Genomic DNA, 14,219 nt, shown 5'->3' with positions numbered 1-14,219 from the left:
GGAGGAAAACGATGATCCGCTGGTCCGAGCGACTGGCCGCCTGGCGCCGGCAGGGGCGCGCGCGGCTGTCGCTGCCGCCGGGCGACCTGCTGCAAGACGCCACCTACCGCCGGCTCTGGACCTCGATCCTGATCAGCTCGTTCGGCGGCCAGGTCACGATGCTCGCGCTGCCGCTGACCGCCGCGCTGCTGCTGCACGCGTCGCCCACGCAGATGGGGCTGCTGACGATGATGGAGACGCTGCCCTTCGTGCTGTTCTCGCTGCCGGCCGGCGTCTGGCTCGACCGGGTGCGCAAGCTGCCGATCTACATCCTCGGCGAATCGAGCCTCGCGGTGGTCGTCGCGAGCGTGCCCTTCGCGTGGTGGATGGGCTGGCTGACGATGCCGTGGATGTACGTCGTCGCCTTCGTGATCGGCACGGTCTACACGACCGCCGGCACCGCCGCGCAGATCGTGCTGACCCAGGTGGTGGCGCGCGAGCGGCTGGTGGAGGCGCATGCGAAGAACGCGCTGGCCACCTCGGGCGCCGAGGTGGCCGGGCCGGGGCTGGCCGGGGCGCTGATCAAGCTGGTGGGCGCGCCGCTGGCGCTGCTGGTCGATGCGGTGCTGCTACTGCTGTCGGCCGGCATCCTGCGCGGCATCCGCATCGTCGAGATCCGCCGGCCGCGCGCCGATGCGCATTTCTGGCGCGACCTGCAGGCCGGCGTGCGTTTCGTGCGCAGCCAGCGGCTGCTGATCGCGCTGGCGGCCGCGGTCGGGCTGTGGCAGATGTGCCACCACGCGGCGCTGGTGGTGCAGATCCTGTTCGCGACCCGCACGCTCGGCCTGGGCGAGCAGGCGATCGGGCTCAGCTACATGGGCATGGGCGGCGGCACCATCCTCGCGAGCGTGTACGGCAACCGCATCAGCCGGCGCTACGGGCCGGGGCCGTGCCTGGTGCTGGGCTTCGTGATCTGCGGGGTCGGCTGGCTGGTGCTGGCGGTGGCGCCGGCCAACTCCTGGGGCGTCGCGGCGTTCGCGGCGATGCTGCTGTGCTTCTCGGCCGGCGCGGTGCTGATCTTCATCAACTTCCTCGGGCTGCGGCAGGCGGTGACGCCGGAGCCGCTGCTGGGTCGGATGACGGCGACGATGCGCTGGTTGATCCTGATTCCGGCCGGGCCGGGCGCGTTGCTCGGCGGCTGGCTGGGCGAGCATGTGGGGTTGCGCGCCTCGCTGGTGTTTGCCGGCAGCTTTGCGCTGCTGGTGGCCGCGGTGGCGGGGCGCCACCCGGTGATCCGCAACGTGCGGGAATTGCCGAAGCTGGAGAACGTCGAGGATTGGGTGGGGGCGGAGGCGGATGTGCGGCCCGGGCCGTCCTCAGTCGTGGATGGCGGCGCCCGGTGAGAAGCGGTTGACGGCGTCGGTGATGATGCCGTCGATGCCCAGCGCCACCAGACGGCGCGCCTCGGCCGGGTCGTTCACGGTGTAGACCAGCGCACGCAGCCCGACACCGTGCACGCGTGCCAGCACCGCGGCGTCGATCAGGCCGTAGTGCGTGACGACGGCAACGCAGCCGAGCGACTGCGCTTCTTCCAGCCAGCCGTCGCGCAGGCCGTCGAGCAGCAGCGCGCGCGGCAGCGCCGGCGCACTGTCGCGGGCCGCCGCCAGCGCATCGGGCTTGAACGAGCTGAGCAGCGGCTGTACCGCTTCGCCGGCCCACAGCCGGGCGGCCTCGCGCGCGACGACGCGGCCGGTCTCGGCCTCGTCGCCCGGCGTCGGCTTGATCTCGATGTTCAGCGCGAAGCCGTTGCGCAGGCAGTAGCGGGCGATCGCCTCGAAGCTCGGGATCGGCTCGCCGGCGAAGCCGCGGCTGTGCCAGCCGCCGGCGTCCAGCCGCGACAGCTGGTCCCAGTTGCGCTCCGACGCCCGGCCGTGCTCGGGCGTGGTGCGTTGCAGCGTCGCATCGTGCAGCAGGAAGGGCACGCCGTCGGCGCTCAGCTTCACGTCGCATTCGAACGCGCGGTAGCCGTGGCTGGCGCCGACGCGGAAGGCGGCCAGCGTGTTCTCGGGCGCCAGCAGCCCGGCACCGCGGTGCGCGACCCACAGCGGGTACGGCCAGGCCTTCATGCGACGACCCGCTTGCCGGTCGCCGCATCGAACCAGTGCAGGTGGTCGGCCGACGGCTGCAGGTGCAGCGTGCTGCCGGGCGCCGGCGGCACCAGCGTGCCGTCGATGCGCAGCGTGAACCCGTGGTCGGCGATGCGGCCGTGCACCAGGCGTTCGGCGCCCAGCATCTCGACCATCTCGACCGCGAGCGGCCAGCCGCCGTCGTGCGCGATGCTCGCGTGGCCCAGGTGCTCCGGGCGCACGCCGAGGATCAGCTCGCCGTCGCGCGGCGCAGCGGCCGGCAGCGGCAGGTCGACGCCGCCGAACGCGAAGCGCGTGCCCTGCGCGCGGCCGGTCAGCAGGTTCATCGGCGGCGAGCCGATGAAGCTCGCGACGAAGGTGGTGGCCGGGCGGGCGTACACCTCTTCCGGTGTGCCGATCTGCTCCATGTGGCCGGCGTTCATCACGATCATGCGCTGCGCGAGCGTCATCGCCTCGACCTGGTCGTGCGTGACGAACAGCGAGGTGACGCCGAGTTCGGCGTGCAGCTTGCGGATCTCGAGCCGGGTCTGGCCGCGCAGCTTCGCGTCGAGGTTGGACAGCGGCTCGTCGAACAGGAAGACCTGCGGCTGGCGCACGATCGCGCGGCCCATCGCGACGCGCTGGCGCTGCCCGCCAGACAGCTCGCGCGGCTTGCGCTGCAGCAGCGCGCCGAGTTCGAGGATCTTCGCGGCCTTGTCGACGCGGGTCTTGATGTCGGCGACCGGCACCTTCGCGATCTTCAGCCCGTAGGCCATGTTGTCGAACACGCTCATGTGCGGGTAGAGCGCGTAGTTCTGGAACACCATCGCGATGTCGCGCTCGGACGGCTCGACGTCGTTGACGACGCGCCCGCCGATCGAGATCTCGCCGCCGGAGACCTCTTCGAGCCCCGCGACCATGCGCAGCAGCGTGCTCTTGCCGCAGCCCGACGGGCCGACGATCACGATGAACTCGCCGTCGCCGATCTCGGCATTGACGCCGTGGATGACCTGGTTGGCCTTCGGCCCGATGCCGTAGCGCTTGACGACGTTCTTGAGGGAAATGGCTGCCATGGTGTTGTTCTTTACTTCTCGGTGTCCACGAGGCCCTTGACGAACCAGCGCTGCATCAGGATCACGACGATCGCCGGCGGCAGCATCGCGAGGATGGCGGTCGCCATCACGATGTTCCATTCGTTGCCGGAGTCGCCACCGGCAATCATCATCCGGATGCCGACCACCACCGGGTACATCTGCTCGCCGGTGGTGGCGATCAGCGGCCACAGGTACTGGTTCCAGCCGTAGATGAACTGGATCACGAACAGCGCCGCGATCGAGGTCTTCGACAGCGGCAGCAGGATGTCCTTGAAGAAGCGCATCGGGCCGGCGCCGTCGATGCGCGCGGCCTCGACCAACTCGTCCGGCACGGTCAGGAAGAACTGCCGGAACAGGAAGGTCGCGGTGGCCGACGCGATCAGCGGCACCGTGAGGCCGGCATAGGTGTTCAGCATCCCCAGGTCGGACACCACCTTGTAGGTCGGGCTGATGCGCACCTCGACCGGCAGCATCAGCGTGACGAAGATCGCCCAGAACACCAGGCCGCGCAGCGGGAAGCGGAAGTACACCAGCGCGAAGGCCGACAGCAGCGAGATCGCGATCTTGCCGAAGGTGATCACCAGCGCGGTGACCAGGCTCACCCACATCATGCGGGCGACCGGCGCGTTCGAGCCGGCACCGCCGCCGTGGCCGTTCAGCGCCGCGACGTAGTTCTCCCAGAAGTGCCCGCCGGGCGACATCGGCATCGGCACCTGCAGGATGGCCTGCGAGGTGTGCGTCGACGCGATGAACGCGATGTACAGCGGGAACGCGACGATCAGCACGCCGAGGATCATCACGGCGTGGGCGAGGATGCCCAGGGTGGAGCGGCGCTCGACCATGTCAGTACTGCACTTTCTTTTCGACGTAGCGGAACTGCAGCACCGTCAGCGTGATGACGATCAGCATCAGCACCGTCGACTGCGCGGCCGAGCCGCCGAGGTCGCCGCCCTTGAAGCCGTCTTGATAGACCTTGTAGACCAGGATCGCGGTGTCGCGGCCCGGGCCGCCGTGGGTGGTGGCATCGATGATCGCGAAGGTGTCGAAGAACGCGTACACCATGTTGATCACGAGCAGGAAAAAGGTGGTCGGCGACAGCAGCGGGAACTGGATGGTCCAGAAGCGCCGCCACGGCCGCGCGCCGTCGATGGCCGCGGCCTCGATCAGCGATTTCGGGATCGACTGCAGGCCGGCCAGGAAGAACAGGAAGTTGTACGAGATCTGCTTCCAGACCGCCGCGGTGACGATCATCGTCATCGCGTGCGTGCTGTTCAGCAGGTGGTTCCACTGGAAGCCGAAGACGTGGTCCAGCCCGTAGGCCACCACGCCGATCGACGGCGAGAACATGAACACCCACAGCACGCCGGTCACCACCGGTGCCACCGCGTACGGGATGATCAGCATCGTCTTGTAGAACAGCGCGCCGCGCACCACGCGGTCGGCAAAGATCGCCAGCATCAGCGACAGCGCGATGCCCAGCACCGCCACCAGCAGCGAGAACACCGCGGTGACCTTGAAGGATTCGAGGTAGGCCGAATCGCCGAACAGCGTCTTGAAGTTCTCCAGCCCGACCCATTCGGTCGACAGGCCGAAGCTGTCCTGCACCTGCATCGACTGCAGCAGCGCCTGGGCGGCCGGCCAGAAGAAGAAGACGGCGCAAATCGCCAGCTGCGGGGCAACCAGCATCCAGGGCAGGACCTGCGAATCGAACCTAACTCGCTTTTCCATGGGGTGATGGGCCCACCCCCGAGGCGCTGCGCGCCTCCCCCTCAAGGGGGCGACCCCAGTGGCCCGGCAAAGCCGGTTCCACGGGGTCCGCTGGGTCAGGGCCCTGTTCCGTTCAGGGTTGAGGAGCCTTATTCTGCTTCTCGAAGCGTTCGAGCTGCTCGTTGCCGCGCTTCACCGCGTCGTCCAGCGCCGTCTTCGCGTCCTTCTTGCCCGACCAGATCTGCTCGATTTCCTCGTCGATGATGGTGCGGATCTGGACGAAGTTGCCGAGGCGGATGCCGCGCGACTTGTCGGTCGTCTTGCGGATCATCTGCGTCACCGCGACGTCGGTGCCCGGCTTTTCCTTGTAGAAGCCCGACTTCTCGGTCTGCTCGTAGGCCGCCGTCGTGATCGGCAGGTAGCCGGTGCGCTTGTGGCTGGCCGACTGCACGTCCGGGCTCGACAGGTACTTGAAGAACTCGGCGACGGCCTTGTACTCGGCCGGCTTCTTGCCTGCCATCACCCACAGGCTCGCACCGCCGATCGCGGTGTTCTGCGGCGCACCCGGCACATCCTGGTAGTACGGCAGCGGGGCCAGCCCGTACGCGAACTTCGCGCCCTTGCTGACATCGGCGTACGAGCCCGACGAACCGGTGAACATCGCGCATTCACCCGACACGAACGACGGCACCGCGACGCTCGCGCGGCCCTTGTAGACGAACAGGCCCTGCTTGGACATGTTGGCCAGGTTCTCGAAGTGGCGCAGGTGCAGCGGCGAGTTGAAGGCCAGGCGGGCGCTCGGGCCGCCGAAGCCGTTGTTCTGCGTCGCGAACAGCGTGTTGTGCCAGGTCGAGAAGCTCTCCAGGTGCACCCAGCTCATCCAGCTGGTGGTGTACGGGCACTTGACGCCGTTCGCCTTCAGCTTCGCGGCGGCCAGTGTCACCTCGGGCCAGGTGGTCGGCGGCTTGTTCGGGTCGAGCCCGGCGGCCTTGAAGGCGTCCTTGTTGTAATAGAAGATCGTCGTCGAGCTGTTGAACGGGAACGACAGCATCTCGCCGCTCGGCGCGGTGTAGTAGCCCGAGACCGCCGGCACGTAGGCCTTCGGGTCGAAGCTGACGCCGCTCTGCTTCATCACTTCGCCGACCGGCTTGATCGCGCCCTTGGCCGACATCATCGTCGCGGTGCCGACTTCGAACACCTGCAGGATGTGCGGCGCGTTGCCGGCACGGAAGGCGGCGACCGCGGCGGTCATGGACTCGTCGTAGTTGCCCTTGAAGGTCGGGACGACCTTGTAGTCTTTCTGGCTGTTGTTGAACTGCGTGGCCAGGTCGTTGACCCATTCGTTCAGGCCGCCGGTCATCGAATGCCACCACTGCACTTCGACCTGGGCCTGGGCAGGGCCGGCGAGCGCCAGCGCGGCGAAGCCGGCGGCGGCGAGGGCGGCGTATCTTTTCGTTGTCATGTACTTCTCCGGAAAATGACGGGTTGGTTTTTGACCAGCCGCGCAGTGTGCTACGAGTTTGTGACAGGCCGTTTATGTCGCGGTTGGGGGGCTGCGGCAACTGTGGATTACCCCTCGTGGGTGGTTCGTGTGCGGGCGCGGGGTGCTGGGGTACTCACGGACTGGACTGTCCCCCGCCCTCGAGCCGCCTCCCGGCGGCCCGAGGGCTCCTCCTTTACGTCCTGTCCGCGAGCACCCCAGCACCCCGCGCCGGAAACGTTCCCTCATGCGCGCGTTTCCGCAGCGTTTGGGTTGGGGAGGGTGTGTGTTCCAAGTTCTTCGCGTGAGGCAACCCGGGCGCAGGGTGGTGGGGGCTTCGGGACAGGACGTAAAGGAGGAGCCCTTGGACTGCCGACAGGCAGTTCGAGGGCGGGGGACAGTCCAGTCCCGAAGCCCCCACCACCCTGCGCCAGCGAAGCAAGCGACAAAGACACTGAGGTACCATTTGCGACCAAGTGCCCCACAGGCGAGCAGGCTGCCTGGCCCCCATGAACGCACCCATCCCGCTGAACCAGATCGCCGCGGCGACCGCCGCGCACAAGGCGCCCCGCCTGCGCGAGATTCCGTACAACTACACCTCGTTCTCCGACCGCGAGATCGTGATCCGGATCCTGGGGTCGCGGGCCTGGGAACTGCTGGACCGCCTGCGCGACGAGCGCCAGACCGGCCGCTCGGCCCGCATGCTCTACGAGGTGCTGGGCGACATCTGGGTGGTGCAGCGCAACCCCTACCTGCAGGACGACCTGCTCGACAACCCGCGCCGCCGCCGCCTGCTGATCGAGGCGCTGAACCACCGGCTGCGCGAGGTGCAGGCGCGGCGCAACCCGGCGGTTGCCACCGAGAGCGACGCCCAGCGCGACGCCTCGGTCGGCGAGCTGCTGGACGCTGCCCACCAAGCCGTGCAGGCCTTCGCCGACCAGTTCGACGCGATGGACGCGCTGCGCCGCAAGGCCACCCGCGCGCTCGGCCGCCACACCGCGAAGGACAACATCAAGTACGACGGTCTGTCCCGCGTGTCGCACGTGACCGACGCGACCGACTGGCGCGTCGAATACCCGTTCGTCGTGCTGACCCCCGACACCGAGGCCGAGATGGCCGCGCTGGTGAAGGCGTGCATCGAGCTGGGCCTGACGATCATCCCGCGCGGGGGCGGCACCGGCTACACCGGCGGCGCCGTGCCGCTGACCTGGAACAGCGCGGTCATCAACACCGAGAAGCTCGAGGCGATGACCGAGGTCGAGGTGATGCGCCTGCCGGGCATGGACCGCGACGTGGCCACCATCTGGACCGAGGCCGGCGTCGTCACGCAGCGCGTGGCCGATGCGGCCGAGCGCGCCGGCTTCGTGTTCGCGGTCGACCCGACCTCGGCCGAGGCCTCGTGCATCGGCGGCAACATCGCGATGAACGCCGGCGGCAAGAAGGCCGTGCTGTGGGGCACCGCGCTCGACAACCTGGCCTCGTGGCGCATGGTCACGCCCGACGCCAAGTGGCTGGAGGTGGTGCGGCTCGACCACAACATGGGCAAGATCCATGACGTGGACGTGGCCCGCTTCGAGCTGAAGTACTTCGACGCGACCGGCAAGGCGCTCGAACGCACCGAGCAGCTCGACGTGCCGGGCCGCACCTTCCGCAAGGAAGGCCTCGGCAAGGACGTCACCGACAAGTTCCTCGCCGGCCTGCCCGGCATCCAGAAGGAAGGCTGCGACGGCCTGATCACCAGCGCACGCTGGGTGGTGCACAAGATGCCGGCGCACACCCGCACGGTGTGCCTGGAGTTCTTCGGCAACGCGAAGGACGCGGTGCCGTCCATCGTCGAGATCAAGGATTTCATGTTCGCCGAGCAGAAGAAGCCCGGTGGCGCGATCCTGGCCGGGCTGGAGCACCTGGACGACCGCTACCTGAAGGCGGTCGGCTACGCGACCAAGAGCAAGCGCGGCGGCTTGCCGAAGATGGTGCTGGTCGGCGACATCGCCGGCGAAGACCCCGACGCGGTGGCGCGGGCCACCAGCGAGGTGGTGCGGCTGGCCAACGGCCGCGCTGGCGAGGGCTTTGTCGCGGTGAGCGCCGAGGCGCGCAAGAAGTTCTGGCTCGACCGCAAGCGCACCGCGGCGATCAGCCGGCACACCAACGCGTTCAAGGTGAATGAAGACGTGGTGATCCCGCTGCCGCGCATGGGCGAATACACCAACGGCATCGAGCGCATCAACATCGAGCTGAGCCTGCGCAACAAGCTGGCGCTGGTCGACGCGCTGGAAGACTTCTTCGTCGCCGGCCAGCTGCCGCTCGGCAAGAGCGACGACGCGAACCAGATCGCGTCGGCCGAGCTGCTCGAGGACCGCGTGCAGCAGGCGCTGGCGCTGCTGCGCGAGGTGCGCGGGCTGTGGTCGCACTGGCTGTCGAACCTCGACCAGGTTCAGACCGATCGCGGGGTGAGCTTCTTCGACGACCTGCAGGACCACACGCTGCGTGCGTCGTGGAAGGCGCAGATCCGCGCGCCGCTGCAGGGCATCTTTGCCGGGGCCACGCTGTCGCCGATCGTCGACGCCTGCCAGAAGATCCACGCCGACGTGCTGCGCGGCCGCGTGTGGGTGGCGCTGCACATGCATGCCGGCGACGGCAACGTGCACACCAACATCCCCGTCAACAGCGACAACTACGAGATGCTGCAGACGGCGCACGAGGCGGTGGCGCGCATCATGAAGCTGGCGCGCTCGCTCGACGGCGTGATCTCCGGCGAGCACGGCATCGGCATCACCAAGCTCGAGTTCCTGACCGACGACGAACTGGCCGGCTTCACCGCGTACAAGCAGCGCGTCGACCCCGAGGGCCGCTTCAACAAGGGCAAGCTGCTGCGCGATGCGAGCTTCGACGGCGTGCGCCTGAAGGCCGACCTGACCAACGCCTACACGCCGAGCTTCGGGCTGATGGGGCACGAGTCGCTGATCATGCAGCAGAGCGACATCGGCGAGATCGCCGCGTCGGTGAAGGACTGCCTGCGCTGCGGCAAGTGCAAGCCGGTGTGTGCGACGCACGTGCCGCGCGCCAACCTGCTGTACAGCCCGCGCAACAAGATCCTCGCGACCTCGCTGCTGGTCGAGGCCTTCCTGTACGAGGAGCAGACGCGCCGCGGCGTCAGCATCAAGCACTGGGAGGAGTTCGAGGACGTGGCCGACCACTGCACGGTGTGCCACAAGTGCCTGAGCCCGTGCCCGGTGAAGATCGACTTCGGCGACGTGTCGATGAACATGCGCAACCTGCTGCGCAAGATGGGCAAGAAGAGCTTCCGCCCCGGCAACAAGATGGCGATGATGATGCTCAACGCCACCAACCCGGAGACGATCAAGCTGCTGCGCAGCGCGATGGTCGACGTGGGCTTCAAGGCGCAGCGCATGGCCAACAACCTGCTGCGCGGCCTCGCGAAGAAGCAGACGGCCGCGCCGCGTTCGACGGTGGGCACCGCGCCGATCAAGGAGCAGGTGATCCACTTCATCAACAAGAAGCTGCCGGGCGGGCTGCCGAAGAAGACGGCGCGGGCGCTGCTCGACATCGAGGACAAGAACTACGTCCCGATCATCCGCAACCCGAAGGCGACGACGGCCGAGACCGAGGCGGTGTTCTATTTTCCGGGCTGCGGCTCGGAGCGGTTGTTCTCGCAGGTGGGTCTCGCGACGCAGGCGATGCTGTGGCATGCCGGCGTGCAGACGGTGTTGCCGCCGGGCTACCTGTGCTGCGGGTATCCGCAGCGCGGCTCGGGGCAGTTCGACAAGGCCGACAAGATCATCACCGACAACCGGGTGCTGTTCCATCGCGTGGCCAACACGTTGAACTACCTCGACATCAAGACGGTGGTGGTGAGTTGCGGCACCTGCTACGACCAGCTGCAGGGCTACCAGTTCGACAAGATCTTCCCGGGCTGCCGGATCATCGACATCCACGAGTACCTGCTGGAGAAGGGCATCACGCTCGACACGACGCAGGGGGCCGGGTACCTGTACCACGACCCGTGCCACTCGCCGATGAAGCTGCAGGAGCCGATGAAGACGGTGAAGGCGCTGGTGGGTGAGAACGTGCTGAAGAGCGAGCGCTGCTGCGGCGAGAGCGGCACGCTGGGCGTGACGCGGCCCGACATCTCGACGCAGGTGCGCTTCCGCAAGGAAGAAGAACTGCGCCGCGACGAGGCGACGCTGCGGGCGACCGGTGCGGTGGCCGCCGAGGGGCCGGTGAAGATCCTGACCTCGTGCCCGAGCTGTTTGCAGGGGCTGTCGCGCTACGGCAATGACCTGCAGAACGGGCTGCTGGAGGCCGACTACATCGTCGTCGAGATGGCCAACAAGATCCTCGGGGCGGACTGGATGCCGGAGTATGTGGAGATGGCGAATGACGGCGGGATCGAGCGGGTGCTGGTGTGATGCTGCTGTCCGGCCTAGACTGTCCACCATGAACGCTCGAGTCGATCAATTGATGTCGCAAGCGCTGGATCTGGCGCCGGATGAAAGGTCCGCTCTTGCGCTCGCCTTGCTGGAAAGCCTGGACGGCGAAGAAGAATCCGTCGTGACGCAAGCGTGGGCCCAAGAGATCGAACAACGCAAGCTGGAGCTGCGCACCGGAGTTCGACAGACGGTCCCCTGGGAACAAGTGAAGGCCCGTCTCAGCAGCCTGTGAGCGACTTCCACCTCCGGTTCGATCCGGTAGCAGAGAACGATATCGCCAGCGCCTTCCGCTGGTACCGGGAGCGCAGTGTGTCTGCAGCCGAGGGTTTTCGGACGGCGGTCTTCGACGGCATGGAAAGAATCGGCCATGCCCCCTTGGTGCGTGGGCCGGATGCCCTCGGCAACCGCAAGCTCGTGCTGCACCGTTTTCCCTACACCATCTGGTATGTCGTCGACGGCGATCAGGTCACGGTGGTGGCTGTCGCGCACCACCGGCGTCAACCCGCCTATTGGCGCAAAAAACCGGCTTGAGAGCTCAATCCGCCGACAGCTTGCGCTCCTTGATCAGCGCATGCCAGAACCTCGTCTCCTGCTGAACGAACGCGGCCAGCGCCGGCCCGTCCGTCGGCGCCACATCCAGCCCGAACTCCTCCAACCGCGCCTTCACCTCCGGCGTCGTGATCGCCTTGTGCATCTCCTGCGTCAGCCTTGCGACGATCTCCGGCGGCGTGCCGTGCGGCACGAACAGCCCCTGCCACGCGGTGACCTCGAAGCCCTTGATGCCCAGCTCGTCGAGTGTCGGYACATCCGGCAATGACGCGATGCGCTTCTTCGACATCACCGCGAGCGCCTTCACCTTGCCGCCCTTGATCTGCGGCAACCCGGCCGCGGTGTCCAACACCATCATCGGCACCTGGCCCGAGATCACGTCCTGCACCGCGAGCGCCGTGCCGCGGTACGGCACGTGCACGACGAAGCTGCCGGTGCGGTCCTTCAGCAGCTCCATCGCCAAATGGTGCGGGCTGCCGATGCCGGGCGATGCGTAGCTGTACTTGCCGGGGTTCTTCTTGATCGCGTCCAGCAGCTGCTGCGCGCTCGTGAAGCCGGCGTTCGGGTTCACCGCCAGGATCAGCGGGAAGCGCGCCATGAAGCCGACCGGCGCCAGGTCCTTCGGGTCGTAGGGCACCTTCTTGTACATCGCCGAGTTGAAGACCATCGCGCCGTTGTCGCCGGTCACGATCGTGTAGCCGTCCGGTGCCGACTTGGCCGCGTTGTCGGTGCCGATCATGCCGGCCGCGCCCGGGCGGTTGTCGATGATGATCGTCTGGCCGAGCTGCTTGCCCAGCTGCGGCGCGAGCTGCCGCGCGAGGAAGTCCGAGCCGCCACCGGCCGGGTAGGCCACCACCCAGCGGATCGGCTTCGACGGCCAGGCGTCGGCACCGTAGGCCGTGCCTGCGGACGCGAGCGCACCAGCGAGGGCGATGTTGAAGTGGCGGCGTGTGAGCGCAGAGGTCATGACAGCAGGTCCGTTCTCGGGAGAAGGCGTCGATGTTATCGGCGCCGCCGATAATGCGCGGATGCCTGCAGACTTCCTCCGCCCCGACCACCCCGCCCCCGGCTGCGAGCTGTGCCGCGAGAGCGGCGGCACGCTGGTGTGGCAGGACGACGCCTGGCGCGTGATCCGCATCGCCGATGCGAACTTCCCCGGCTTCTACCGCGTCGTCTCGCGCCAGCACGTGGCCGAGTTCTCCGACCTCGATGCCACCGCCCGCGCTCACGCGATGACGCTGGTGGCCAGCGTCGAGCGCGTGCTGCGCGAGGCCCTCTCGCCGACCAAGATCAACCTCGCGGCGCTCGGCAACATGGTGCCGCACCTGCACTGGCACGTCATCGCGCGCTTCGACTGGGACAGCCACTTCCCGCAGCCCATCTGGGGCACGCGCCAGCGCGACGTGCAGCCCCCCGCCGCCGAACGCCTGGCGCAGCATCTGACAGGCCTCGACGAACGCGTCGCCGTCGCGCTGTCGCGCGCGGCCTGAACCCTCCTACACTCGGAATCCCCATGGCCGGCCTCACTGCCCAGACCCCGCAACCCACCGCGATCACGGTGCACGAGCAATCGCGCGTGCTCGAGGTGGCCTTCGCCGACGGCCGCAGCTTCCGCATCCCGTTCGAGCTGATGCGGGTCTACTCGCCGTCGGCCGAGGTCAAGGGCCACGGCCCGGGCCAGGAGACGCTGCAGACCGGCAAGCGCGAGGTCACGCTGACGGCGCTCGAGCCGGTCGGCAACTACGCGGTGCAGCCCACCTTCTCCGACGGCCACCAGACCGGCATCTTCTCGTGGGACTACCTCTACTTCCTCGGCTCGCAAGAGGCTGACCTGTGGCGGCAATACGAAGAGCGGCTGAAGGCCGCCGGCGCCACGCGCGACTCCCCGATGCCCGACAAGGCCGCGTCCGCCTGCGGCCATCACCACTGACGACGACGGACGGACCCCATGAGCAACACCCATTTCGGCTACGAGACCGTCGACGAGACCCGCAAGGCCGAGCGCGTGCGTGGCGTGTTCGATTCGGTCGCGTCGAAGTACGACCTGATGAACGACGTGATGTCGATGGGCATGCACCGGGCCTGGAAGGCCTACACGGTGGCCGTCGCCAACCTGCGCGAGGGCGATTCGGTGCTCGACATCGCCGGCGGCACCGGCGACCTGGCCGGCGCCTTCGCGAAGAAGGTCGGCGAGCGCGGCACCGTCGTGCACACCGACATCAACGAGGCGATGCTGCGCCAGGGCCGCGACCGCATGCTCGACCAGGGCCTGGTGCTGCCGACGGCGATCTGCGATGCCGAGGTGCTGCCGTTTGCAAGCGATCGCTTCGATCTCGTCAGCGTCGCCTTCGGCCTGCGCAACATGACCCACAAGGACCGCGCGCTGGCCGAGATGTGCCGCGTGCTGCGCCCGGGCGGCCGGCTGCTGGTGTTGGAGTTCTCGAAGGTGGCCAAGCCGCTGGAGAAGTTCTACGACTGGTATTCGTTCAAGGCGCTGCCGCGCATCGGCAAGCTGGTGGCCGGTGACGCAGACAGTTACCGCTACCTCGCCGAATCGATCCGCATGCACCCCGACCAGCAGACGCTGAAGGCGATGATGAAGGCCGCCGGTTTCGGCCATGTCGACGTTCATAACTTGAGCGCCGGCATCGTGGCGTTGCACGTCGGCATCAAATGTTGAGCTGAAGCTCGCTGCCGCCCCCCTGTTCACGGGGGGGCACCCTCGTTTAGAGGATTGGGGACCCGTCCACCTGTACTGACAATCCGCGCCATCTGCTTGCATCCCGTGCAGCACGCCGAAGTGATCGGCGGCACCCCCGGGAGGCAGTTCTGA

The 14,219-nt window shown here is 67.8% G+C and carries 13 protein-coding genes; 7 read left to right on the top strand and 6 right to left on the bottom strand.

Going from position 1 to position 14,219, the window contains the following annotated elements; translation table 11 throughout:
• Positions 1–11: 11 nt before the first annotated feature.
• The gene (locus tag ACXJLU_RS03430) at positions 12–1,382 is read left to right on the top strand and encodes an MFS transporter (protein WP_457329078.1); all 1,371 of its coding nucleotides are present in this window, start codon (positions 12–14) and stop codon (positions 1,380–1,382) included.
• Here the strand turns inward: ACXJLU_RS03430 and ugpQ are convergent.
• The 5 genes from ugpQ to ugpB all read right to left on the bottom strand — a co-directional run bounded on the left by ugpQ (position 1,356) and on the right by ugpB (position 6,368).
• The gene (ugpQ, locus tag ACXJLU_RS03425) at positions 1,356–2,105 is read right to left on the bottom strand and encodes a glycerophosphodiester phosphodiesterase (RefSeq protein WP_457329077.1); all 750 of its coding nucleotides are present in this window, start codon (positions 2,103–2,105) and stop codon (positions 1,356–1,358) included. The two genes, ACXJLU_RS03430 and ugpQ, sit on opposite strands and share 27 nt — an antisense overlap.
• Positions 2,102–3,178 (bottom strand): sn-glycerol-3-phosphate import ATP-binding protein UgpC, encoded by a 1,077-nt coding sequence (locus ACXJLU_RS03420; protein ID WP_457329076.1) that lies wholly within the window; start codon positions 3,176–3,178, stop codon positions 2,102–2,104. Before ACXJLU_RS03420 ends, ugpQ begins: the two co-directional genes overlap by 4 nt.
• Before the next feature lie 11 nt (positions 3,179–3,189).
• Positions 3,190–4,041 carry a sn-glycerol-3-phosphate ABC transporter permease UgpE gene (gene ugpE / locus ACXJLU_RS03415; protein WP_457329075.1) on the bottom strand — a complete coding sequence of 284 codons (852 nt, stop codon included), beginning with the start codon at positions 4,039–4,041 and terminating at the stop codon, positions 3,190–3,192.
• Between the two features lies 1 nt (position 4,042).
• Entirely contained in the window at positions 4,043–4,927 is an 885-nt protein-coding gene (gene ugpA / locus ACXJLU_RS03410; protein WP_457329074.1) for a sn-glycerol-3-phosphate ABC transporter permease UgpA, read from the bottom strand.
• A gap of 112 nt (positions 4,928–5,039) precedes the next feature.
• A complete protein-coding gene (gene ugpB, locus ACXJLU_RS03405) occupies positions 5,040–6,368 on the bottom strand; it encodes a sn-glycerol-3-phosphate ABC transporter substrate-binding protein UgpB (protein WP_457329073.1) in 1,329 nt (442 codons plus the stop codon).
• Between the two features lie 527 nt (positions 6,369–6,895).
• Between ugpB and ACXJLU_RS03400 the strand changes: the two genes are divergently transcribed.
• The 3 genes from ACXJLU_RS03400 to ACXJLU_RS03390 are packed head-to-tail and all read left to right on the top strand — an operon-like array spanning position 6,896 to position 11,368.
• Positions 6,896–10,816, top strand: coding sequence for a DUF3683 domain-containing protein (locus tag ACXJLU_RS03400; protein WP_457329072.1), 3,921 nt, complete (start codon positions 6,896–6,898; stop codon positions 10,814–10,816).
• A gap of 28 nt (positions 10,817–10,844) precedes the next feature.
• A complete protein-coding gene (locus ACXJLU_RS03395; RefSeq protein WP_457329071.1) occupies positions 10,845–11,069 on the top strand; it encodes an addiction module protein in 225 nt (74 codons plus the stop codon).
• Entirely contained in the window at positions 11,066–11,368 is a 303-nt protein-coding gene (locus ACXJLU_RS03390) for a type II toxin-antitoxin system RelE/ParE family toxin (RefSeq protein ID WP_457329070.1), read from the top strand. Before ACXJLU_RS03395 ends, ACXJLU_RS03390 begins: the two co-directional genes overlap by 4 nt.
• Before the next feature lie 4 nt (positions 11,369–11,372).
• Here ACXJLU_RS03390 and ACXJLU_RS03385 read toward each other — a convergent pair whose 3' ends face one another.
• Entirely contained in the window at positions 11,373–12,353 is a 981-nt protein-coding gene (locus ACXJLU_RS03385) for a Bug family tripartite tricarboxylate transporter substrate binding protein (protein ID WP_457329069.1), read from the bottom strand.
• Between the two features lie 61 nt (positions 12,354–12,414).
• On the opposite strand from ACXJLU_RS03385, the gene ACXJLU_RS03380 reads away from it, so the two are divergent.
• The 3 genes from ACXJLU_RS03380 to ubiE are packed head-to-tail and all read left to right on the top strand — an operon-like array spanning position 12,415 to position 14,066.
• Positions 12,415–12,876: an HIT family protein gene (locus ACXJLU_RS03380; protein ID WP_457329068.1), complete on the top strand. Its 462-nt coding sequence runs from the start codon at positions 12,415–12,417 to the stop codon at positions 12,874–12,876.
• A gap of 23 nt (positions 12,877–12,899) precedes the next feature.
• On the top strand, positions 12,900–13,316 hold the full coding sequence (locus ACXJLU_RS03375) for a gamma-butyrobetaine hydroxylase family protein (RefSeq protein ID WP_457329067.1): 417 nt from the start codon (positions 12,900–12,902) through the stop codon (positions 13,314–13,316).
• A gap of 18 nt (positions 13,317–13,334) precedes the next feature.
• Positions 13,335–14,066 (top strand): bifunctional demethylmenaquinone methyltransferase/2-methoxy-6-polyprenyl-1,4-benzoquinol methylase UbiE, encoded by a 732-nt coding sequence (gene ubiE, locus ACXJLU_RS03370; RefSeq protein ID WP_457329066.1) that lies wholly within the window; start codon positions 13,335–13,337, stop codon positions 14,064–14,066.
• Positions 14,067–14,219 lie beyond the last annotated feature (153 nt).

It is taken from the genome of Rhizobacter sp. P5_C2, from assembly GCF_054049715.1.
Note: the sequence above shows the minus strand (reverse complement) of the source record. Positions and strands in the feature narration are given on the sequence as shown.

What these genes read in the sequence shown, in the direction of transcription:
- ACXJLU_RS03420 (WP_457329076.1), bottom strand. Translation starts at nt 3,178, where the DNA reads ATGGCAGCCATTTCCCTCAAGAACGTCGTCAAGCGCTACGGCATCGGG.
- ugpB (WP_457329073.1), bottom strand. Translation starts at nt 6,368, where the DNA reads ATGACAACGAAAAGATACGCCGCCCTCGCCGCCGCCGGCTTCGCCGCG.
- ACXJLU_RS03430 (WP_457329078.1), top strand. Translation starts at nt 12, where the DNA reads ATGATCCGCTGGTCCGAGCGACTGGCCGCCTGGCGCCGGCAGGGGCGC.
- ACXJLU_RS03400 (WP_457329072.1), top strand. Translation starts at nt 6,896, where the DNA reads ATGAACGCACCCATCCCGCTGAACCAGATCGCCGCGGCGACCGCCGCG.
- ACXJLU_RS03375 (WP_457329067.1), top strand. Translation starts at nt 12,900, where the DNA reads ATGGCCGGCCTCACTGCCCAGACCCCGCAACCCACCGCGATCACGGTG.
- ACXJLU_RS03395 (WP_457329071.1), top strand. Translation starts at nt 10,845, where the DNA reads ATGAACGCTCGAGTCGATCAATTGATGTCGCAAGCGCTGGATCTGGCG.
- ugpA (WP_457329074.1), bottom strand. Translation starts at nt 4,927, where the DNA reads ATGGAAAAGCGAGTTAGGTTCGATTCGCAGGTCCTGCCCTGGATGCTG.
- ACXJLU_RS03380 (WP_457329068.1), top strand. Translation starts at nt 12,415, where the DNA reads ATGCCTGCAGACTTCCTCCGCCCCGACCACCCCGCCCCCGGCTGCGAG.
- ugpQ (WP_457329077.1), bottom strand. Translation starts at nt 2,105, where the DNA reads ATGAAGGCCTGGCCGTACCCGCTGTGGGTCGCGCACCGCGGTGCCGGG.
- ubiE (WP_457329066.1), top strand. Translation starts at nt 13,335, where the DNA reads ATGAGCAACACCCATTTCGGCTACGAGACCGTCGACGAGACCCGCAAG.
- ugpE (WP_457329075.1), bottom strand. Translation starts at nt 4,041, where the DNA reads ATGGTCGAGCGCCGCTCCACCCTGGGCATCCTCGCCCACGCCGTGATG.